Annotated in this window: 21 protein-coding genes; 10 read left to right on the top strand and 11 right to left on the bottom strand. The window is 60.3% G+C overall.

Going from position 1 to position 20,047, the window contains the following annotated elements; genetic code table 11:
* From I6E74_RS04600 to I6E74_RS04580, 5 genes are all read right to left on the bottom strand, one after another.
* The gene (locus tag I6E74_RS04600) at nucleotides 1-375 is read right to left on the bottom strand and encodes a PTS glucitol/sorbitol transporter subunit IIA (protein ID WP_197123362.1); all 375 of its coding nucleotides are present in this window, start codon (nucleotides 373-375) and stop codon (nucleotides 1-3) included.
* Between the two features lie 45 nt (nucleotides 376-420).
* Complete coding sequence (locus tag I6E74_RS04595) at nucleotides 421-1,476, bottom strand: PTS glucitol/sorbitol transporter subunit IIB (RefSeq protein WP_197123360.1); 1,056 nt, start codon at nucleotides 1,474-1,476, stop codon at nucleotides 421-423.
* Between the two features lie 2 nt (nucleotides 1,477-1,478).
* Complete coding sequence (locus I6E74_RS04590; protein ID WP_197123358.1) at nucleotides 1,479-2,186, bottom strand: PTS glucitol/sorbitol transporter subunit IIC; 708 nt, start codon at nucleotides 2,184-2,186, stop codon at nucleotides 1,479-1,481.
* A 325-nt stretch (nucleotides 2,187-2,511) separates the two neighbouring features.
* The gene (gene ispD / locus I6E74_RS04585; RefSeq protein WP_197123356.1) at nucleotides 2,512-3,717 is read right to left on the bottom strand and encodes a 2-C-methyl-D-erythritol 4-phosphate cytidylyltransferase; all 1,206 of its coding nucleotides are present in this window, start codon (nucleotides 3,715-3,717) and stop codon (nucleotides 2,512-2,514) included.
* Nucleotides 3,718-3,827: 110 nt separating this feature from the next.
* Entirely contained in the window at nucleotides 3,828-4,310 is a 483-nt protein-coding gene (locus I6E74_RS04580) for a CarD family transcriptional regulator (RefSeq protein WP_129072070.1), read from the bottom strand.
* Nucleotides 4,311-4,412: 102 nt separating this feature from the next.
* Here I6E74_RS04580 and I6E74_RS04575 point away from each other — a divergent pair, with 102 nt between their 5' ends.
* A complete protein-coding gene (locus I6E74_RS04575; protein WP_197123354.1) occupies nucleotides 4,413-4,922 on the top strand; it encodes a hypothetical protein in 510 nt (169 codons plus the stop codon).
* Nucleotides 4,923-4,996: 74 nt separating this feature from the next.
* On the opposite strand, the gene I6E74_RS04570 is transcribed toward I6E74_RS04575, so the two are convergent.
* Both I6E74_RS04570 and I6E74_RS04565 read right to left on the bottom strand, forming a co-directional pair.
* A complete protein-coding gene (locus I6E74_RS04570) occupies nucleotides 4,997-5,677 on the bottom strand; it encodes a response regulator transcription factor (RefSeq protein WP_197123352.1) in 681 nt (226 codons plus the stop codon).
* On the bottom strand, nucleotides 5,674-6,828 hold the full coding sequence (locus I6E74_RS04565; protein WP_197123350.1) for a cell wall metabolism sensor histidine kinase WalK: 1,155 nt from the start codon (nucleotides 6,826-6,828) through the stop codon (nucleotides 5,674-5,676). Before I6E74_RS04565 ends, I6E74_RS04570 begins: the two co-directional genes overlap by 4 nt.
* 167 nt (nucleotides 6,829-6,995) lie before the next feature.
* Between I6E74_RS04565 and phoU the strand changes: the two genes are divergently transcribed.
* A complete protein-coding gene (gene phoU / locus I6E74_RS04560) occupies nucleotides 6,996-7,649 on the top strand; it encodes a phosphate signaling complex protein PhoU (RefSeq protein WP_197123348.1) in 654 nt (217 codons plus the stop codon).
* Nucleotides 7,650-7,753: 104 nt separating this feature from the next.
* On the opposite strand, the gene I6E74_RS04555 is transcribed toward phoU, so the two are convergent.
* From I6E74_RS04555 to I6E74_RS04540, 4 genes are all read right to left on the bottom strand, one after another.
* Nucleotides 7,754-8,497, bottom strand: coding sequence for a phosphoglyceromutase (locus I6E74_RS04555; RefSeq protein ID WP_197123346.1), 744 nt, complete (start codon nucleotides 8,495-8,497; stop codon nucleotides 7,754-7,756).
* A gap of 32 nt (nucleotides 8,498-8,529) precedes the next feature.
* Nucleotides 8,530-9,603 (bottom strand): folate-binding protein, encoded by a 1,074-nt coding sequence (locus I6E74_RS04550; protein WP_307784376.1) that lies wholly within the window; start codon nucleotides 9,601-9,603, stop codon nucleotides 8,530-8,532.
* Nucleotides 9,593-10,189, bottom strand: a complete 597-nt coding sequence (locus I6E74_RS04545; RefSeq protein ID WP_197123342.1) for an FABP family protein — start codon at nucleotides 10,187-10,189, stop codon at nucleotides 9,593-9,595. Before I6E74_RS04545 ends, I6E74_RS04550 begins: the two co-directional genes overlap by 11 nt.
* A gap of 156 nt (nucleotides 10,190-10,345) precedes the next feature.
* The gene (locus I6E74_RS04540) at nucleotides 10,346-10,600 is read right to left on the bottom strand and encodes a hypothetical protein (protein WP_197123340.1); all 255 of its coding nucleotides are present in this window, start codon (nucleotides 10,598-10,600) and stop codon (nucleotides 10,346-10,348) included.
* Between the two features lie 95 nt (nucleotides 10,601-10,695).
* Here I6E74_RS04540 and I6E74_RS04535 point away from each other — a divergent pair, with 95 nt between their 5' ends.
* The 8 genes from I6E74_RS04535 (at nucleotide 10,696) to pstB (ending at nucleotide 20,043) form a co-directional block, all read left to right on the top strand.
* Nucleotides 10,696-11,427, top strand: coding sequence for a response regulator transcription factor (locus I6E74_RS04535; protein WP_197123338.1), 732 nt, complete (start codon nucleotides 10,696-10,698; stop codon nucleotides 11,425-11,427).
* Between the two features lie 74 nt (nucleotides 11,428-11,501).
* Complete coding sequence (locus I6E74_RS04530) at nucleotides 11,502-13,682, top strand: RNA degradosome polyphosphate kinase (protein WP_197123337.1); 2,181 nt, start codon at nucleotides 11,502-11,504, stop codon at nucleotides 13,680-13,682.
* The gene (locus tag I6E74_RS14695) at nucleotides 13,679-14,617 is read left to right on the top strand and encodes an NUDIX domain-containing protein (RefSeq protein ID WP_197123336.1); all 939 of its coding nucleotides are present in this window, start codon (nucleotides 13,679-13,681) and stop codon (nucleotides 14,615-14,617) included. The genes I6E74_RS04530 and I6E74_RS14695 overlap by 4 nt, the downstream gene beginning before the upstream one ends.
* Before the next feature lie 103 nt (nucleotides 14,618-14,720).
* A complete protein-coding gene (locus I6E74_RS04520; RefSeq protein WP_197123335.1) occupies nucleotides 14,721-15,800 on the top strand; it encodes a phosphate ABC transporter substrate-binding protein PstS in 1,080 nt (359 codons plus the stop codon).
* Between the two features lie 176 nt (nucleotides 15,801-15,976).
* Nucleotides 15,977-17,071, top strand: coding sequence for a phosphate ABC transporter substrate-binding protein PstS (locus I6E74_RS04515; protein WP_197123334.1), 1,095 nt, complete (start codon nucleotides 15,977-15,979; stop codon nucleotides 17,069-17,071).
* 147 nt (nucleotides 17,072-17,218) lie between these two features.
* A complete protein-coding gene (gene pstC / locus I6E74_RS04510) occupies nucleotides 17,219-18,163 on the top strand; it encodes a phosphate ABC transporter permease subunit PstC (RefSeq protein WP_197123333.1) in 945 nt (314 codons plus the stop codon).
* Nucleotides 18,163-19,245: a phosphate ABC transporter permease PstA gene (pstA, locus tag I6E74_RS04505; protein ID WP_197123332.1), complete on the top strand. Its 1,083-nt coding sequence runs from the start codon at nucleotides 18,163-18,165 to the stop codon at nucleotides 19,243-19,245. Before pstC ends, pstA begins: the two co-directional genes overlap by 1 nt.
* An 18-nt stretch (nucleotides 19,246-19,263) precedes the next feature.
* On the top strand, nucleotides 19,264-20,043 hold the full coding sequence (gene pstB, locus I6E74_RS04500; RefSeq protein WP_197123331.1) for a phosphate ABC transporter ATP-binding protein PstB: 780 nt from the start codon (nucleotides 19,264-19,266) through the stop codon (nucleotides 20,041-20,043).
* Nucleotides 20,044-20,047 lie beyond the last annotated feature (4 nt).

The following is a 20,047-nucleotide window of genomic DNA, read 5'->3' as shown; positions in this document are numbered from 1 at the left end:
TCAACTACCTTCGATGAGCTCAATGGTGACGCCCGCGTTGGGCAACGAGAGTGTGCCCTTCGCGTGAATGGCGCCGGGGAGAACTTTCTGGCTGTCTTCTGGGTCGCTGTAGATCACGAAATGACCAAGCGTGCGGAGGTTGTTGCCGGCAATCTCGCCGACCTCCGTAATGGTGACTTCAGAGTCCCCCACCCGCAGCACGTCTCCCGGCTGGGGGTCGCGCTGCGGGTGGTGGTGCGCGACAGTGTGAACCACGCTTACCTCAGCCAGTTCGGCGGGGCAGGGTTCTCCGAAGAAGATCACCACTCCCCCTTCAAACATTTCGGTGGCGTCCGTTCCGATGGACGTGACCTCGCTGCGGTAATAGGTAGTCATTGCTGTCTCGCTTTTCTCTGCTGTTACGTGTGGTGGTTGTGCTGGTTAGATCAGTGCGAAGCTTGCGCCCCACGCGATCAAGACTGCCAGCGGCGATGTGATCAGGCGAGAGAAGAGTACAGCGGGAACACCCACTGCGACCGTCTCCGGCTTGGCTTCTCCCAGGGCAAGACCCACGGGAACGAAGTCACAACCAACCTGACCGTTGATGGCGAACAGCGTCGGCAGTGCATACTGCACGGGCAGCGCGCCAGCGGCGATCTGTGTACCCATGAGTACACCGACGACCTGTGCGATAGCCGCACCCGGTCCGAGGATGGGCGACAGGAACGGTAGTCCCGTGATCACGCCAAGGAGGATGAGGCCGATCGGGTTCGAGGCCAGCGGCGTAACCGCTTGCGCGATCAGATCCGAGAGTCCCGAGTAGGTGACGAAACCGATCAAGAGGCTCACGTACGCCATGAACGGAAGGATCGTCTGCAGCACGAGCTGAACAGTCTGGCGACCAGACGACAGCAGCGTGTTGATGATGTTTCCGATGACCGAACCGAAGCGCGTTGCCACGTTCGAGAAGAAGCCGATGAAGCCCCCACCCGTTGTGGTCTGCGCCGTGAAGTGCGTCACGTTGCTCGTACCGAATGCTCCAGACGGTGCCGGGCTTCCGATTGCTGCTTCGGATGCTGCCGACGCTTCAGCAGCATGAGTCGCGAACGCGGCTGATCCTCCCGCAAGCTCAACGTCTTCGGTTCCCACTGCGGAGACGAAGACATCGTCGGTGATGTACTTAGCGAGGGGGCCCGATGGCTCTCCCGGGAAGACATCCACGGTCATCATGCGCTTCTTGGGGTAGACGCCGATGCGCGCGGTTCCACCACAGTTGATCACGACAGCGACAACGCGCTCTTCGGGGATGCTGTTAGTGAAGCCGTCGACAGCTTCTGCGCCGGTCAGTTCAGCGATACGCGCGGCGACCGGGTGGATTCCGCCACCGGTTACCGAGAGAACGACGTTCTTGGTCTCGCTGGGCTCGAGCAGGAGGCCCTTGCCCCAGCCGCCGTTGCCGGGCTTGACGAATACTTTGTTGTAGGTGTTCTCAGTCATGATCACACCGTCCCTTCAGTGGCAACCGAGGATCCGGTCTTCTTGGTCGACTTTGCCTCGTTGAAGCGTTCACTGGCCAAAGCAAATTCGCGGTCGTACTCGTCAAAGACGGCCGTGAGACCCTGGCGACGGATGAGCAGGTTTGTGATCCACTCGGTGACGACTCCGCGAATGAAGATCACGACGATGCCGGTACCGAAGTACAGCAGCGCGAGCAGCGGGTACTTTTCGGGAGCGATGGAGAGAACTCCAGCCGAGACACCAGCCCAGACGAAGATCTCGCCAGCGTTAGCGTGCGGGAAGAAGGCGGTGACGGGGTGCACGAAAGACACTGCAGAGTCGTAGAACGCCGGCTTCTGTCGTTCGGGTAGATAGATGCCGAAGGAGTACGCCATCGGGTTGGTCAAGACGATGACCGCGATGATGGGCATGAGCGTGTAACGAGTAATGGCCCAGCGAGCTGACCACTGCACCGCACGAGTCATGCGCGCTTCGCCCACCCAGGTGGTGATCGCGTACATGAACGTGAGAAGCACGATCAGTGTCGGCAGGATGCCGGTGGCCAAACCAACAAGAGCTTCACCCGATGCATTGAACAGGCCGATGAAGTGCGTCGCACCCCAGGTGAGGGCCTGAATGAACGGGTTGTCACTGGCCGGCACTGGCGGCGAATCAGCCGCCCAAATTATCGTGTCCAGAACAGATTGCATCTCACACCTTTCTCCAGCCGCAACTTCGTTGTCGGCGCCTGTCAGGGCCGGTGGCGTAGACGTGAGGTGCGTGTCCCCATCGACCCTGGTATTGCATTTGCACATATGTGAGCATTGGACTCACAGTCGTGTAATAACAGGTATAGCAGTCCGACGAGCATTGAACCAAGGTGGAACCGAAAAAAATTAGTACTCAGGTTCGTTTTCAGGCGCGCTTCAGCGCCTCACACCGAGAGATATTTCGCACAAGGGTGCACCCACAGGGGCTGGCTCACAGAGGATCGCTCGACCACACGAGACAACGAGACAGAGGCGACGCGGGAGGTTAGCCCTTGTTGTGTGCTGCTTCGGCCACCGTGCGCACGTGCACGAGCGCTGTAGCGATCGCCGCCATACCTTCGCCACGGCCCGTGAAGCCCAAAGCGTCGGAGGTCGTGCCCGCAATGCTCACCGAGGCACCAAGGATTCCACTGAGGAACTCCTCCGCCTCGACGCGACGACGCGACACCATCGGATGATTTCCAATGAGCTGAACGGAAACGTTGCCCACTTCGAAGCCTGCATCCCGCAACAGGAACAGGGTTTCACGCAGGAACACGTCGCCATGAGCATCTTCAAATTTGGGATCGCTCGTGCCAAAGACACTGCCGAGGTCACCGAGCTTCGCGGCGGAGAGCATGGCATCGCAAATCGCGTGCGCAACGACATCGCCATCACTGTGCCCACGAAGACCGACCTCATCGGGCCAGTGGAGCCCCGCGAGCCATAGCGGCTTCGTTGAGTCGTAGGCGTGCACATCGGTGCCCGTGCCGACCCGGATGCCGGTAGCGGCAGATTCGGTAAACAATTGTTCGGCGCGACGAAGTTCCCACGCCGTGGTGATCTTGAACGCGAGCGGATCGCCAGCGATGATCGAGACGGGATAGCCGGCAGCGGCTACCAGCGCAGAGTCATCGGTGTGCTCTTCTCGCGCGGCAGCGTGAGCGGCGACGAGCTGGTCACGCGGAAAACCCTGCGGGGTCTGCACGGCCATGAGCACCGAACGATCCACGGTCTCAACAACTTGGCTGTTGTCATCCGTGCGCTTGATCGTGTCGGCAACGGGAAGGCCAGGCACAACACCGGCGCCGGAGCTGCGAACCTCAGCAGCAACCGAGTCAAAGACAACGCTCGGGGTCAGCGGACGCGCCGCATCATGCACCAGAACCACATCGACGCTGGGTTCGAGGTAGCCGAGCGCAGCGGCAACAGACTCTTGACGAGTTGCGCCACCGACGATGATGGTGGGTTCGTGATCGCGACCACCCGGTACCGATCGCGCAAGTTGCTTCGCGATCGGAGCGTAGGACTTGGGAACCGTGATGATGACCTGTGTCGGCTCGACCATGGCAAAAACGGATTCAAGAGCACGGCTCAGGGTCGGACGGCCAGCGAGGTGGACGAAAGCTTTTGGCTCGTTTCGACCGAGGCGGGTTCCGTTTCCGGCGCCGAGCAGGATCACTGCAACGCGCGGAGCATTCTGTGGACTCATAGGGGGCGGGTATCTCCAAATCGATGGGCGAGGAAATACTCCTCCGCCAGAAAGACGTAGCGAACCAGCCTATCCATGCTCACCTGTGAATACAGTCAGCAATGCCAGAATTATGAGGCAAGAACCTCGTCGAGAACCAACGATGCTTTGTCTTCGTCAGTCTTCTCTGCAAGAGCGAGCTCTGAGATCAGAATTTGACGTGCCTTAGCAAGCATGCGCTTCTCTCCAGCAGAGAGTCCGCGGTCTTGATCGCGGCGCCAGAGGTCGCGAACAACCTCAGAAACCTTGATGACGTCGCCCGAAGCGAGCTTTTCAAGGTTGGCCTTATAACGGCGCGACCAGTTGGTGGGCTCTTCAGTAAACGGCGCACGAAGCACCTCGAATACCGCGTCAAGACCCTCGCGACCAATAACGTCGCGAACACCCACGAGATCAACATTCTCTGCGGGTACTTCGATGGTGAGATCACCCTGAGTTACATTGAGCTTGAGATAAACTTTCTCTTCACCCTTGATGGTGCGCTTCTTCACCTCGGTGATGGTTGCAGCACCGTGATGGGGATAAACGACTGTCTCGCCGACCTCAAACAACATGAATAGTGGTCCTCTCGAAGAAAACCCAGTTTATCACAGTAAACACATGGTAAGGGTTGCCTAAGTAAACCAGCCAGCCCCACTATCTATTAGTATGGGTACGTGACAGTACGCACTCGCGCAGCACGCGCTGCAGCCTCCGCCCTCATTGCCGGCGCTCTACTAGTGGGCACCGCCGGTTGTTCGTTCATCACGCCCACGGCGACGCTGAACCAGTACGACCCCAGCGACGGCATCGGCGCCGAGGTCGGCGACGTGAAGGTTCGCAACGTTCTTGCGATCAGCAACGACGATGACTCTGCCGTAAGCCTCATGATTACGGTCGTCAACACGACCTCCACGAGCGGCAGCCTGCGACTGCAGTACGAATCCGTTGATGGCGAGCGCATCGACATCTCGAAGCCGATCACGTCCAACACTGTCAAGACCTATGGCACCGAGCTAGACGGCGACACGATCGTCATCACCGATGCGGGCGTCAAGGCTGGCCAGCTGTTCCCCATCTACCTGCAGTTCGGCGACGACAGCGGTCAAGAACTGCTCATTCCGGTGATCTCCGGTAGCGACCCGATCTACAGCGACCTCGCTCCCGCAAGCGCACTCGGCGAATAGCTCGCCATAGCGTCCGCTCGAACTGGGCTGGTGCACACCGGCTCAGCAAGCCAGGCATGCACCCCCGCTAAGCCTTAGTCTTCGAAGCGGTAGCCGAGACCGCGAACCGTCACCAGCATCGTCGGCTGCGACGGCGTCTTCTCGATCTTCGACCGGATGCGCTTGATGTGCACGTCGAGCGTCTTTGTGTCGCCGAAGTAGTCAGCGCCCCAGACTCGATCGATCAGCTGGCCACGCGTGAGTACGCGTCCACCATTGCGCAGCAACAGCTCAAGCAACTCAAATTCTTTGAGCGGCATGGTGACATCTGCACCGTCGACCGACACCGTGTGACGCTCGACATCCATGCGCACTCCCCCGGCTTCGAGAATCGAATCGGTTTCGTCAATATCTTCTGTGCGACGACGCATAACGGCACGGATGCGGGCCAAGAGTTCGCGAGTTGAGTACGGCTTCGTGACGTAGTCATCCGCTCCCAGCTCGAGGCCGACCACGATGTCCACTTCGCTGTCTTTGGCGGTGAGCATGATGATGGGCACGCTCGAGCGCGTGCGAATCTCGCGGCACACTTCGGTGCCAGCGAGGCCAGGGAGCATGAGGTCGAGCAGGATGACGTCGGCACCGTTACGGTCGAACTCAGCGAGTCCCGCGAGACCATCTTCAGCGATGGTCGTCTCGTAGCCTTCGCGCTCGAGCAGGAACGCGAGAGGCTCGCTCAACGACGCCTCATCTTCGACGATCAAAATGCGGGTCATTGTTTTTCTCCTGTTGCGTTGATTACGTCGGGATCGATCTCGGGCAGTCGAATCGTAAAGGTAGAGCCGTGGCCTAGCTGCGACCACACACGGATGTCGCCGCCATGGTTTTGCACGACGTGCTTGGCAATGCTGAGGCCAAGCCCACTGCCGCCCGTGTGGCGGCTGCGGGCGGGGTCACTGCGGTAAAAGCGTTCGAAGACGCGGTCGAGTTCATCTTCGGGAATTCCCACGCCCTGGTCGGTAACGGAGATTTCGACGGCCCCGTCGCGGTGGCGCACCCCGATGCCGACTCGAGTGTTCTCTGGCGAATACTGCACAGCGTTGGAAATGAGGTTGTCGAGAGCAAGAACGAGAAGTGTTTCGTCTCCGAAGGTCTCGAACCCGGTAAGCCCGCCGCTGGCGAGCGTGACCTTATTGAACTCAGCGACTGCCCGGTTTTGGTCGATCGCGATCGATACGACCGTGTCGATATCGACTGGAGCCGCTTCAGCAAGCCCGTCGGCCGACTGCAGTCGAGAGAGCTCGATGATCTCTTGCGTGATGCGAGCGAGGCGGTGGGATTCCTTGGTGAGGCGCTTGGCGAATCGCTTCACCTGATCCGGTTCATCTGAGGCGCTCACGAGCGCTTCGGCCAGCAGACCCACAGCACCGATGGGAGTCTTAAGTTCGTGGCTGATGTTGGCGACGAAGTCACGACGCACCTCATCAAGACGGTACGACTCCGTGCGGTCTTCGGCCAACAACAAAACGTATCGCGTGCCGAGGCGAGCAACACGAACAAAAAGATAAATGTTTGCGTCGCCAAAAGGGCCGCGAGAGAGGTGAACTTCTTGCGCAATGGGCACGCCAGTGCGGCGCACCTGGTCGACGAACTCCACGAGTTCCGGATGCACGAGCGCGTGATTCCAGACGAGGCCGTAGGTCAACGCTGCGTTCGAGGCCTTCATGATGTTGTTCGAGGGATCGAGCACGATACCCGCGGATTCCAGCGCATCGATGACCTGATCTACGCCATCCGGCACGGCAGAAGAGACCACGTGGGCGGCTCGCTGACCGCGTTTAGCTGCGGCGTAGATGATGAAGGACATACCGCCGCCAAGAAATACCCCGAAAGCGAGGGCGGCCGGCACGAGCCACGCAGAGTCCATAGCCACTAGGTTAGTTACATCTGAGGCGTTCGCTTGCCGCGAGTTCGCGACGGGTGCTCACTTCAGATAAAGTTCAGGCCGCCAACACCTGCTGTTAACCTGACGCGGGCAGGGTGGCCTAAGCCGTGCGGGCTTCGTCATGCCCGTATCGAAGGGACGTAGATAGCGTGCGCGAAGTATTTCAACAAGAACTACGCGAGGTGCAAGATCGCCTCGTGGAAATTGCCAGCCTGGTGGCTGTCTCAATAGACAACGCCACAAAAGCATTCAATGAATCAGACGTGTCACTAGCGGAAACAGTGATCGCAGACGATGACCAGATTGATGCGGCGGCAGCCGAACTCGACGAGCTTGCGATCAACATCCTCGCTCGTCAACAACCAGTCGCCCGCGACTTGAGGATTGTAGTGAGCGCCCTGCGCATCAGCGCTTCACTCGAGCGCATGGGTGACATGGCTGAGCACATCGCTCAGCTTGCGCGTTACCGCTTCCCCGACAAGGTTGTACCGAAGTCACTGCGAGGAACCTTCGCAGAGCTCGGTGCACTCGATGTTGCGGTCGCCAACAAGCTGGTAGAGCTGCTCAAGCATGAAGACGTGCGCGTTGCCGAAGAGATTCGCAACGACGACGACAAAATCGACGCGCTGCACTTGAGCGTGTTCGACAAGGTGCTCGGTGAAACCTGGAAGGGTGCTGCGGTCGATACCGTGGATGCCACTCTGGCGTCTCGCTACCACGAGCGCTTCGCAGACCACGCGGTCTCCATCGCCAAGAAGGTTCAGTATCTTGCTACCGGCGACTGGATTCCGGCAGACGACTAAACCCGTCTCATCCTGTGAGTGGTAGCTGCTCACCCGAGTCGCTACCACGCATGAAGCCCCGACGAGATTTCTCTCATCGGGGCTTCTTGCGTGTCAAGTATTGGCTACTTCTTGCCCTGCGAGGCAACAGCGGCGGCACCGGCTGCTGCGGCTTCTGGGTCGAGGTAATAGGCCGGCTTGATCGGCATGAAGTTGTCGTCGAGTTCGTACACCAACGGGATACCGGTCGGGATGTTGAGGCTCGCGATGTCGTCATCGGAGATGCCATCGAGGTGCTTCACGAGCGCGCGCAGCGAGTTGCCGTGGGCGGTCACGAGCACGGTCTTGCCGGCAGCGAGATCCTTGGTGATATCTGATTCCCAGTAGGGCAACATGCGGTCGATGACGAGCTTGAGGCTCTCGGTGCGAGGAATCTCGCCGTCGATGCCTACGTAGCGGCGGTCGTGAACTTGGCTGTACTCCGCGTCGTCGTCGAGCGGGGGCGGCGGCACGTCGAAGCTGCGACGCCACGTCATGAACTTCTCTTCGCCAAACTCTTCGAGAGTCTGAGCTTTGTCCTTGCCCTGCAACGCTCCGTAGTGACGTTCATTGAGTCGCCACGAGCGCTTGACCGGAAGCCAGTCGAGGTCGGCAACCTGCAACGCGATGTTGGCGGTGTGAATCGCACGCTTGAGCAGCGAGGTGTACTGAATGTCCGGCTGCTTCTCGAACGCGGCAATGAGTTCACCTGCGCGATTGGCTTCGGTGCGGCCTTGGTCGGTGAGCCCGACATCCACCCATCCGGTGAAGAGGTTCTTTTGGTTCCATTCGGAGTTGCCGTGGCGCAACAAAATCAGGGTGTGAGTCATACCTCAAGAGTACCGAGAATGACTGGATGCCGTTAGCCGCGAGTGACGGCTCCGAGCCGGGGCAGGCGCGGCACGTTCGCTTCGGCACCCGCGTCGGTGGGAACGATGACTTCTTGCGCGGCGGCAATCTCACCGATGTCGGAGGCAACAGCCAGAGTCTCGGCGCTGTCCACTCCCCGCTTGATCACGGCGAGGGCAATGGGGCCCAGCTCAAAGTGGCGAGCAGACGCAGTGACGCTTCCGACAGTCTTTTCGCCCAGTTTTACCTCGGCGCCAGCTTCGGGCAGTGCACCCTCCGAGCCATCGAGGTGCAGCATGACGAGGCGACGGGGTGGATGCCCGAGGTTGTGCACCTTGGCCACTGTTTCTTGCCCGCGGTAGCAGCCCTTGTTGAGGTGCACGGCGGAGCGCATCCAGTCGAGTTCGTGCGGAATGGTGCGGTCGTCGACTTCGGAGCTGAAGCGTGGACGCCAGGCTGCAATGCGGAGGGCATCGACGGCGAGGGACCCTGCGGCGTCGAACGCGCTGAGGTCGGCATCTGCCGCGACGAGTGATTCGCGGTAATTCCACGTGGCAGCCGGGTGAGCATCTGACTTTGAGTACTGGTGTCCGCCTCGAACAACACTTGCCCAGGGGTCGTTCCAGACCAGCGGGATGTCCTGCGAGACGGCAACGGGCAGCTCGAGCGAGTCACCGAAGCTGCCGATTGTCGCAAAGTCGTCGCTGCGGTCAGCAATTTCTACCCGCAGCATGAAGCGCATGCGGTCGAGCCAGGCGGCGAGAGCCTCTCGTTGCGAACCATCAACAAGCAACCAGAGAGTTTCGCCATCATCGACGAGGCGCATGGCGTGTTCGACGCGACCATTTGGGTTGAGCAATAGTGTTTCGGCGCTCTCCCCCGGCTGGAGGCCCGTGAGCGACTGCGTCGTGAGTGAGTCGAGCCAACTCAGCCGGTCGGGGCCGGTGATCGTGATGACAGCGCGGTCAGCAAGCTCGACTACCGAGCGGCCCTCGACGAGAGCGCGTTGCTCTCCAAAAGGATTGCCGTAGTGCTCGGGAGGGCTGCCGACAGCGCCGGGCCGAGCAGCGAATGAACTATTCGACACGAGCGAGTCGCCCCGATGCGTGCGTGCGGAGGTCTTGGCCAAGAGCAGCGATATCCCACGCCCACAGCAAATGGCCCTCGACGAGCCCATACATGCGAGTAGCGGCGGTGTACTCCTTGGCACTCTCGGTGCGCATCACTGCGTCGGTAGCCAAATCGATGCGTGGCCCCGTGACCTCGCCGATGTAAAACTCATTGATGCCGCCCGGATGCACGATCGAGACTTCGATCTCAAAGCCTCCGTCGGCAGTGCGCAGCGTTTCGACCTCGTCGGCTGTGCCGTAGGGACGTTCTCCGATTGCCGGCAGCAGGCCGGGACCGGGGTCTCCCTCGGTGGCGGGACGGCGAAGACGCCAGTACCCAGTTTCGGTCACGTGCGGAGTCTTATTATCGTCAAGCAACCACGTGTAAGAGTTGTAGTTGAGGTGCGGGAGGCCGTCGTGCGTGAAGCTGATGCGCTGACCAAATTCGAGGCTGCGCGATTCTTCGCCGATCTTGTAGTCGACGATGCCAGTGCCCTCCCACAGTCCAACGAGCCACGAAAGTGGCGCGAGTTCAGCGGGGCCGGAGGTGTCTAGCTCAATCACGATGCGGCGCGGCTAGCGCTGGCCGCGAAAGAGGTTGTAGACAACGACAACCGACACGTAGCCGATTGACAGCGTCGCGAGACCGAGAAGGCCGACGAAGAAGAGCTCAAGTGCGAGAAGCATGTACTAATCCTATCCCTGTGCAGCCGTGCCGCACTAAATCACAGCGAAAATCGCCGTAGCGGCCGCGACGATGGCAAGCGCGCCAACCATGCTGGCGGTGGCTCTCGCCACGAAACCTTCTTTGCGGTGAATTATCAACTGAATAACGAAAGTAAGAATGACGCAGGCCGCCAATACGATCGCCAGCCACGTGACTCGCAGCTCCGGCGTCTCAAAGACCCCGACAATGACGGCACCGATAAGGCTTAACGCCCACACGGGCACGACGCTCCACTTTTGCCAAGTCATATCCCCATCGTAACGATGAATGTGCCGAAGTCGGGCCCCGTCAGCCGGGAGCGCGCACACACGGTAGAATTCCTTTCACGCAGTGGGGAGGCCATATGGCACACATCTTGATGCTTAGCTCTGCGCCCGACGTTGAACCGCTCCCAGCCCTGGAGTTGCTCAGCCATACGGTGGAGGTTGTCGTTGCCGCGCCCGCAACTCTTGTTGCCGCGCCGACCACAGACCTGATCATGGTCGACGCGACCATCAATCTTGCGGCCGCCAAAGGGCTGTGCAGCGTACTCAATTCCAGCGGAATCACGGTTCCGCTGTTCGTGGTCGTCACTGATGGCGGCCTTGCAGCAGTCAATCACCAGTGGCACATCGACGACTTCCTTGTGTCCGGCGCCGGACCAGCCGAAGTCGATGCCCGCATCCGTTTGGCATTGGCGCGCCGCGAGGGTGAGAGTTCCGCTTCGAAGATTCGAGCATCCGGAATCGTCATCGACGAAGCCAGCTACTCGGCAAAGGCGCGTGACCGCTCTCTTGACCTCACCTTCAAGGAGTTCGAGTTGCTGCGCTTCTTGGCCTCGCACCCCTCTCACGTCTTCACTCGCGAACAGCTTTTGAGCGAAGTGTGGGGTTACGACTACTTCGGTGGCACCCGCACCGTCGACGTGCACGTGCGTCGCTTGCGCGCCAAGCTCGGCGATCTCGAGTCGCTTATCGGAACCGTGCGCAACGTCGGCTACTGCTTCAATATTGCTGAAGAGACCGAGAAAGCACCTGTAGCAGATTCGAGCACCGGCTCCACCGCCGACCTCGCGCCGCAAAGTATCGCTGTCTAGCAAAGCGCCATCAACTGCCTCCCAGTGTGGGCGGAGTTAATCAGTTGTTCATCACTCAGTGGCAGGATGAGGGGATGGACAACGAGACCGCAATCGTCGACCCGAGCTCTGCAACGGACTCGCTTGACGAGTACGACAATGACGAGTCGTCGAGTGTTGATGATGGAACGCTGATTTTTGATCGCTACCTTGATCGGGAATTGAGCTGGCTCGCCTTCAACCAGCGCGTACTCGAACTGGCCGAAGACGAGTCCCTTCCGCTGCTGGAACGCGCCAACTTCTTGGCGATCTTTGCGAGCAACCTCGATGAGTTCTTCATGGTGCGCGTTGCGGGGCTCAAGCGCCGCATCGACACTGGGCTTGCTGTTCCGACCAACACTGGGCGGGCACCGGCAGAAGTGCTCGAAGAGTTGAGCGCTGCCGCTCACGCGCTGCAAGAACGTCACGCCGCCGAGTTCCTCAACAGCGTGAAGCCAGCACTGGATTCCGAGGGGATCCACATTGAGACCTGGGCCGACCTCGGCCCGGAAGACCGCGAGCGCGTTCACGACATCTTCTCCAACCAGATTTTCCCGGTGCTGATGCCATTGGCGGTCGACCCCGCGCATCCATTCCCCTATATTTCTGGGCTTTCGCTCAATCTGTCGATTCGAGTGCGTAACCCCAAGACCCAAAAAGAAGAGTTCGCGCGCCTGAAGGTGCCAAGCGTTCTGCCTCGCTTCATCCAATTGCCGGATGACGGCAGCGACCAGCTGCGCTATATTCCGCTCGAAGATTTGATCTCCAACCACCTCGGCGCCCTGTTTCCCGGAATGGAGATTCTGGCGCACCACGAGTTCCGCGTTACCCGCAACGAAGACGTGAACGTTGACGAAGATGAGTCGGAGAACCTCATCAAGTCGCTCGAGAAACAGATCCTTAATCGTCGCTTCGGGCCGCCCATCCGCCTCGAGATCACCGATGATATGGATGACGTCACGCTCGGTCTTCTCGTGCGGGAACTCAAGATCACTGAGCAAGAGGTGTACCGCCTGCCGGCACCGTTGAATCTCAGCGGACTTTTCCAGCTCGCCGGCATCGACCGCCCCCGATTGAAGTACCCACGCCACGTGCCGATCACGAGTCGCAGCCTCATGCCGACCGAAGGCAACGAACGCGCCGATATCTTCCGCGCGATCGCCCGCAAGGACATCCTGCTGCACCACCCCTACGAGTCGTTCTCCACGAGCGTTCAGGCCTTCCTTGAGCAGGCCGCCGCTGACCCGCACGTGCTCGCCATCAAGCAAACCCTGTACCGCACCAGCGGTGACAGCCCTATCGTCGAAGCGCTCATCGATGCTGCTGAAGCAGGAAAAGCAGTGCTGGCGCTCGTTGAGATCAAGGCTCGCTTTGATGAGACCGCGAACATCTCGTGGGCCCGCAAGCTCGAGAAGGCCGGCGTGCACGTCGTCTACGGTCTCGTCGGGCTCAAGACTCACTGCAAGCTTGCGCTCGTGGTGCGTCAAGAAGAGGGCAAGCTGCGTCACTACGCCCACATCGGCACGGGAAACTACAATCCCAAGACCAGCCGCCTGTATGAAGACCTCGGGCTGCTGACCGCCGATGACCAGGTCGGAAAAGACCTCACGAGACTATTCAACGAGCTCTCTGGCTATGCCATCGAGAAAAAGTTCAAGCGACTCCTAGTGGCTCCGCGCCATCTGCGTAAGGGCCTCATCAAGCAGATCGAGAACGAAGCCTCCAACGCTCGTGAAGGCCTGCCATCGGGCATCCGCATCAAATTGAACTCGATGGTGGATGAGGCGATCATCGATGCGCTCTACCGGGCGAGCAATGCTGGCGTGCCTATCGACATCGTTGTGCGAGGAATCTGTTCCCTGCGAGCCGGAGTTCCCGGTCTCAGCGAGAACATTCGCGTGCGCTCTGTTCTTGGCCGGTACCTCGAGCACTCGCGCGTATTTGCCTTCCACAACAGCGGAGACCCGCAGGTGTACATCGGCAGTTCTGACATGATGCACCGCAATCTCGACCGTCGCGTCGAAGCTCTTGTGCGCATTGTCGAACCCGAGCACATCGAAGAACTCGAGTACATGTTCGACCTCGCGGTCGACGAAAACACCTCCTCCTGGTGGCTCGATGAGGAAGGCGATTGGGTGCGCCACGGTACTTCGGAGACCGGTGAACCTCTCAACGACATGCAGAATGTTCTTATGAAGCGAATAACGCAGCGCAAACGAGGCGGGTCTCGCCGGTGAGCGCCGCGAACACTCCGGTCCTTGCCGCAGGCATAGTCTGCTGGCGCGTCGTCGACGGTAAACCGCGAGTGTTGCTCGTGCACCGCACCGTTCACAAGGATGTCTCGCTGCCCAAGGGCAAGCTGGATCCGGGTGAGATGCTGCCAGAGACCGCTGTGCGCGAGATCCTCGAAGAGACCGGATTGAGCGTCGATCTCGGGGTACCGCTCGGTAGCGTGCACTACACGCTCGCCAACGGCCGAGACAAGTACGTGCACTACTGGTCAGCCGAAGTGAACGACCACACCCTCGAGGTCGCCAAGTTCACCCCCAACGGTGAAATCTCCGCGCTCGAATGGTTGCCGCTCGCCAAAGCCCGCAAGAAAGTCAGCTACACGCACGACATCGATATTCTTGACCGCTTCGCCGCCGTCTACGACGCCGGCAATGCTCGCACCTTTGCGATGATCGCCGTTCGCCACGGCAAAGCCGTTCCCGGCGAAACCTGGGACGGACCGGATGCCACTCGCCCGCTCATGCACCGCGGGACAGACCAAGCCGCCACCATCGCCGGCAGCATCGCGGCATTCGCGCCCGACCGCATCCTGAGCAGTACCGCAGCGCGCTGCCTCGCCACAATCACGCCGCTCGCGCAACGCACCGAACTCGAGATCAAAGCGACCGACGATCTCAGCCAAGACTCCTACTCGAGCAACGGCAAAGCGATCACCGCGCTCGTCGCCAAGCGACTCAAGAAGCAGCAAACGGCGGTGCTGTGTAGCCACGGCCCCGTCTTGCCACAGATTGTGAGCGCCCTCGCGGAGGCCAGCCATGCCAAGCCCGACTCGCAGTTACGCGCAGCGGCCCTGCTCAATACCGGTGATTTTTCGGTGCTGCACTTTGCCCGAGACTCCAAGAAGCCTCGCCTCGTTGCGGTAGAAACACACGAGTCCTAAATCGAGCCTGCCCACTCAGTAGCCCATCAAGGTTGCGGTGCGGTGAATTCCATAGGAATTCGCGAGACAATGACGTGCACGTCATTTTCTCGAAGGGACCCCCGTGAAGTTCACCCGCCTCGGCACCGTCAGCATCATCGCGATGACCAGCGCACTCGCGCTCACCGGGTGTGTACCCACCGACCTTAGCGACGCGTCTGGCCCCTCCGGGACCATTATCGGCGCAGGGGCGTCGTCACAGCAGGCCGCGCAAGAGGCCTGGGTGCGGGGCTTCCAGCTCGCCAACGTGGCCGCTACGGTCGAATACGACCCCATCGGCTCCGGAGGAGGACGCGACACCTTCATCGGTGGTGGCGCGGTGTTCGCGGCATCCGACCGTGCATTCACCGTCGAGGAGATCGCCGAAGCCGACTTCGTTTCGTGCGTTCCTGACACCGGCATTCTCGAAATCCCGGCCTATATCTCTCCCATCGCGATCATCTTCAACCTCGACGGCATCGACTCGCTCAACCTCGACGCTGACACGATCGCCAGCATCTTTGCGGGCGAAATCGAGCAGTGGGATGACGCGGCCATCGCCGAGCAGAACCCCGGCGTCGAGCTGCCGAGCCTGAACATCACTGCCGTCCATCGTGCAGACGACTCGGGCACCACCGCCAACTTCACCGACTACCTCACTGGCGCAGCGCCCGACGTGTGGACGGTCGGTTCAATCGAAAAATGGCCGCTCGAGTTCGGCGGAGAAGCCGCACCTCAAACATCCGGCGTTGTGGATGCTGTCACCAACGGAACCGGCACGATCGGCTACGCCGATGCCTCGCGCGCCGGTGACCTCGGCACAGTGGCGGTGAAGGTCGGTGACGAGTATGTCTCCTACTCGCCGGAAGCCGCCGCGGCCATCGTGGATGTCTCGCCCTTCGGGGAAGGTCGCGGAGACACCGACTTCGCGGTTGAGATCGATCGAGCATCCACCGCAAGCGGCGTGTACCCGGTAGTGCTCATCAGCTACCTGATCGCCTGCAACGAATATGTTTCCACCGATCGCCTCGATGTGCTCACCGGCTACCTCGACTACGTCATCAGCCCCGAAGGTCAGCAGGCTGCTGCCGCGTCAGCAGGTTCGGCCCCCATCTCCGACTCGCTCTACGAAAAAGCGTCGGCAGCCGTCGCCGCCATTAAGTAGTTTCGGCACCCTCTGACACCTCATCCCCGAAAAACCGGGGCTCTCCCGTCTCCTGTTGATGGGTCGTTTACCTCCCGTTTACCTAACCGGGCAAAAGTGGCTACCTGCCGTGCCTAAGTTTTCTATTTGGGTCGCACCGACCTGAAACCTGTAATCAACATCCCGAAGGGAAAACTGTGAACTTCAAGCGTCTTGGCACCATCGGTGCCATTGCTATCGCAGGCACCATCCTCCTCTCCTCCTGCGCCACAGCAGCCGAAGACGGCAGCAGCGATGAGAACATGTCCGACCTCACCGGCACCCTCGTTGGCGCCGGCGCTTCGTCGCAGCAGTCAGCCCAGGAGGCCTGGGTTGCTGGATTCCAGACGGCGAACGAGAACGTCACTGTTGAGTACGACCCCATCGGTTCTGGTGGAGGACGCGATACGTTCATCGGTGGCGGAAGCCAATTCGCTGGATCCGACCGCGCATTCAAGAGCGAAGAGATTGACGAAGACAACTTCGTATCCTGCGTACCCGGCACCGGCATCCTCGAGATCCCTGCCTACATCTCCCCCATCGCGATCATCTTCAACATCGACGGCATTGACTCGCTCAACCTCGACGCTGACACGATCGCCGGCATCTTCACGGGTGAAATCACCAACTGGAGTGACGATGCAATCGTCTCCCAGAACGATGGCGTAGACCTCCCCGACCTCGGCATCACCGCAGTTCACCGCGCTGATGACTCGGGAACGACCGCGAACTTCACCGACTACCTGTCGGCTGCAGCTTCCTCGGTATGGACCGTCGGATCGATCGAAACTTGGCCAACCGAGTTCGGTGGCGAGGGTGCTCCTCAGACCTCTGGTCTCGTTGACGCAGTAACCAACGGAACCGGAACCATCGGATACGCCGACGCATCGCGCGCCGGTGACCTCGGAGTCGTAGCCGTCAAGGTCGGCGACGAGTACGTGCCGTACTCGCCCGAAGCTGCAGCAGCCATTGTTGACGCATCGCCCTTCGCAGAAGGCCGAGGCGAGACCGACTTCGCTGTTGAGATCGACCGCGCAACCGAAGAATCGGGTGTCTACCCGGTCGTTCTGATCAGCTACCTCATTGGTTGCAACGAGTACGCGTCAAGCGACAACGTTGATCTGGTCAAGGCCTACATGTCCTACATCATCAGCGACGAAGGCCAGGCAACTGCCGCCGAGTCCGCTGGTTCAGCACCGATCTCCTCGACTCTGTTCGAGAAGGCTCAGGCTGCAGTAGACGCCATCAAGTAACACCTCGAGTCTGCTTCGACCCCGTTGCTACTAGCAGCGGGGTCGGGCAGACTTTGCACTGGGCCCGGCGCACCGCGCAGTCCCCGTGAGCACCACGCAGTACAGATCACGCACTAAGCCAAGCCAGGGATAAGGGATACTCGACACATGACCTCGACTGCGGCCCCCCGTATTCGCGCGAAACAGCGCCCCGGAGACCGCCTCTTCTCAGGTACGGCCCTCACCGCTGGCGCGCTCATCCTCGCGATTCTCGCAGCCGTCGCTGCCTTCCTCGTCATTCAGGGTGTTCCCGGAATCACCGCGGATCCAGAAAAGACGACGCTCCTTGAAGGAACGAACTTCTGGGCGTACGTTGGTCCACTCGTCTTCGGAACGCTCTGGTCGGCCGGCCTCGCCCTCATCATGGCCGTGCCAATCGCCATCGGCATCGCGCTCTTCATCTCGCACTACGCGCCGCGCCCGCTGGCAGCAACCCTCGGCTACATCATCGACTTGCTTGCCGCAGTGCCCTCCGTAGTCTTCGGCCTCTGGGGCGGCAACGTTCTCGCCGTCGGAGTGCAGCCCGCCTACGCCTGGCTGGCCGACAATCTCGGCTGGATCCCCTTCTTCGCCGGCCCAGCCTCGGGCACCGGCCGCACCATCCTCACCGCTTCCATCGTGCTCGCCGTCATGATCCTGCCGATCATCACCGCCATCTGCCGCGAAGTCTTTCTCCAGACCCCGGTGCTGCACGAAGAAGCTGCACTCGCCCTCGGCGCAACGCGCTGGGAAATGATCAAAATCGCGGTGCTTCCCTTCGGTCGCGCCGGCATCGTCTCGGGAGCAATGCTCGGCCTCGGCCGCGCCCTCGGTGAAACCATGGCTGTTGCCATGGTGCTGTCGGCCTCCAACGTCATCACCTTCAACGTGATCAGCTCGACTAACCCGTCGACAATCGCCGCGAACATCGCGCTGAGCTTCCCCGAGGCCTACGGACTCAATGTGAACGTACTGATCGCAACAGGCCTGATCCTGTTCGCGATCACGCTGATCGTCAACACGATCGCGCGCTACATCGTCAACCGCCGCAAGGAATTCTCGGGAGCGAACTGATGACTACCACCACCCCCGCGCGCCCCATCGAGAACGCTTACGCCGCCGGGCAACTGCCCCGCTGGGCTCCCCTGCTCATCCTGATCAGCAGCCTCGCGACCTTCGTGATCATCTTCCTGTTCATTCAGGCAGGCCAGCCAGAAGGCGAGTTCAACGTCGTCGGCGCCGTATTTTTCGGCGTCGTGCTCTACGGCATCGTGCTCGTGACCGTCTCACGACTCGTTGAAGGCCACCGTCGCGCCACAGACCGACTCGTCACGACTCTGGTTACCCTCGCGTTCGTTATCGCTCTCCTGCCGCTCATCTCACTGCTCTACACCGTGGTGATCAACGGTGCAGCCCGCTTCGACCTCGACTTCTTCACCCTCTCGCTGCGCAACGTCGTCGGCGAAGGTGGCGGTGCAGCCCACGCCATCATCGGCACCCTGCAAATGACTCTCGCGGCAACCATCATTTCGGTTCCCATCGGCCTCATGACCTCGATCTACCTCGTCGAATACGGTCGCGGTCGTCTTGCCCAAGCGATCACCTTCTTCGTGGATGTCATGACCGGTATCCCCTCGATCGTCGCCGGCCTCTTCGCCTACTCCCTCATCGTGATTTTCTTCGGCCCCGGCGTTCGGGTCGGAATCGCCGGAGCTGTCGCCCTGTCGGTGCTCATGATTCCCGTGGTCGTGCGCTCGAGCGAAGAAATGCTGCGACTCGTGCCCAACGAACTGCGTGAGGCGGCGTTTGCACTCGGCGTGCCCAAGTGGCTGACCATTCTGAAAGTTGTGCTGCCGACATCCATCGCCGGAATCACGACCGGTGTGATGCTCTCCATCGCCCGCGTCATCGGTGAAACCGCCCCGCTGCTCGTTGCCGCTGGCTTCACCAACAACTTCAACTACTCGCTGTTCAGCGACCGGATGCAGAGCTTGCCCGTATTCGTGTACAGCTCCTACATTTCTCAGGGCACCGACGCCCAGGCCTACATCGATCGGGCGTGGGCTGGAGCACTCACCCTCATCCTGATCGTGATGGCACTGAACCTCCTGGCACGCATCATCGCCAAGATCTTCGCCCCCAAGACCGGTCGATAACCGAAGGAACCCCTATTCGTGTCTAAGCGCATCGAAGTCAATGACCTCAACGTCTACTACAGCAAGTTTCGCGCTGTAGAAGGTGTATCGCTCACCATTGAGCCCCGCACCGTTACCGCCTTCATCGGCCCGTCTGGTTGCGGCAAATCAACGTTCCTGCGAACCCTGAACCGCATGCACGAGGTGATTCCCGGTGCGTACGTTGAGGGTGAAGTGCTCATTGACGGCAACAATCTCTACGCGCCCGGTGTTGACCCCGTCAGCGTTCGCCGCCAGGTGGGCATGGTCTTCCAGCGCCCCAACCCGTTCCCCACGATGTCGATTCGCGACAACGTGATCGCTGGTGTGAAGCTCAACAACTCGCGCATGAGCAAGAGCGACGCCGACGACCTCGTCGAACAATCCCTCATCGGCGCAAACCTGTGGCAAGAGGTAAAGGATCGTCTCGACAAGCCCGGCTCTGGCCTTTCTGGTGGACAGCAGCAGCGACTCTGCATCGCGCGCGCCATCGCTGTAAAGCCCGACGTCGTGTTGATGGATGAGCCGTGCTCGGCCCTCGACCCCATCTCGACTCTGGCCATTGAAGACCTCATCGAGGAACTCAAGCAGGATTACACGATCGTGATCGTGACCCACAACATGCAGCAGGCCGCCCGAGTCTCTGACCGCACCGCTTTCTTCAACATTGCCGGCACCGGTGCTCCTGGCAAGCTCATCGAATACGACGACACCACCACGATCTTCTCGAACCCTAGCGTGCAGGCAACCGAAGACTACGTCTCGGGCAAGTTCGGCTAACGAG

Origin of the sequence: Salinibacterium sp. SWN139, from assembly GCF_015864625.1 — a bacterium.
Lineage (GTDB): Bacteria > Actinomycetota > Actinomycetes > Actinomycetales > Microbacteriaceae > Rhodoglobus.
Note: the sequence above shows the minus strand (reverse complement) of the source record. Positions and strands in the feature narration are given on the sequence as shown.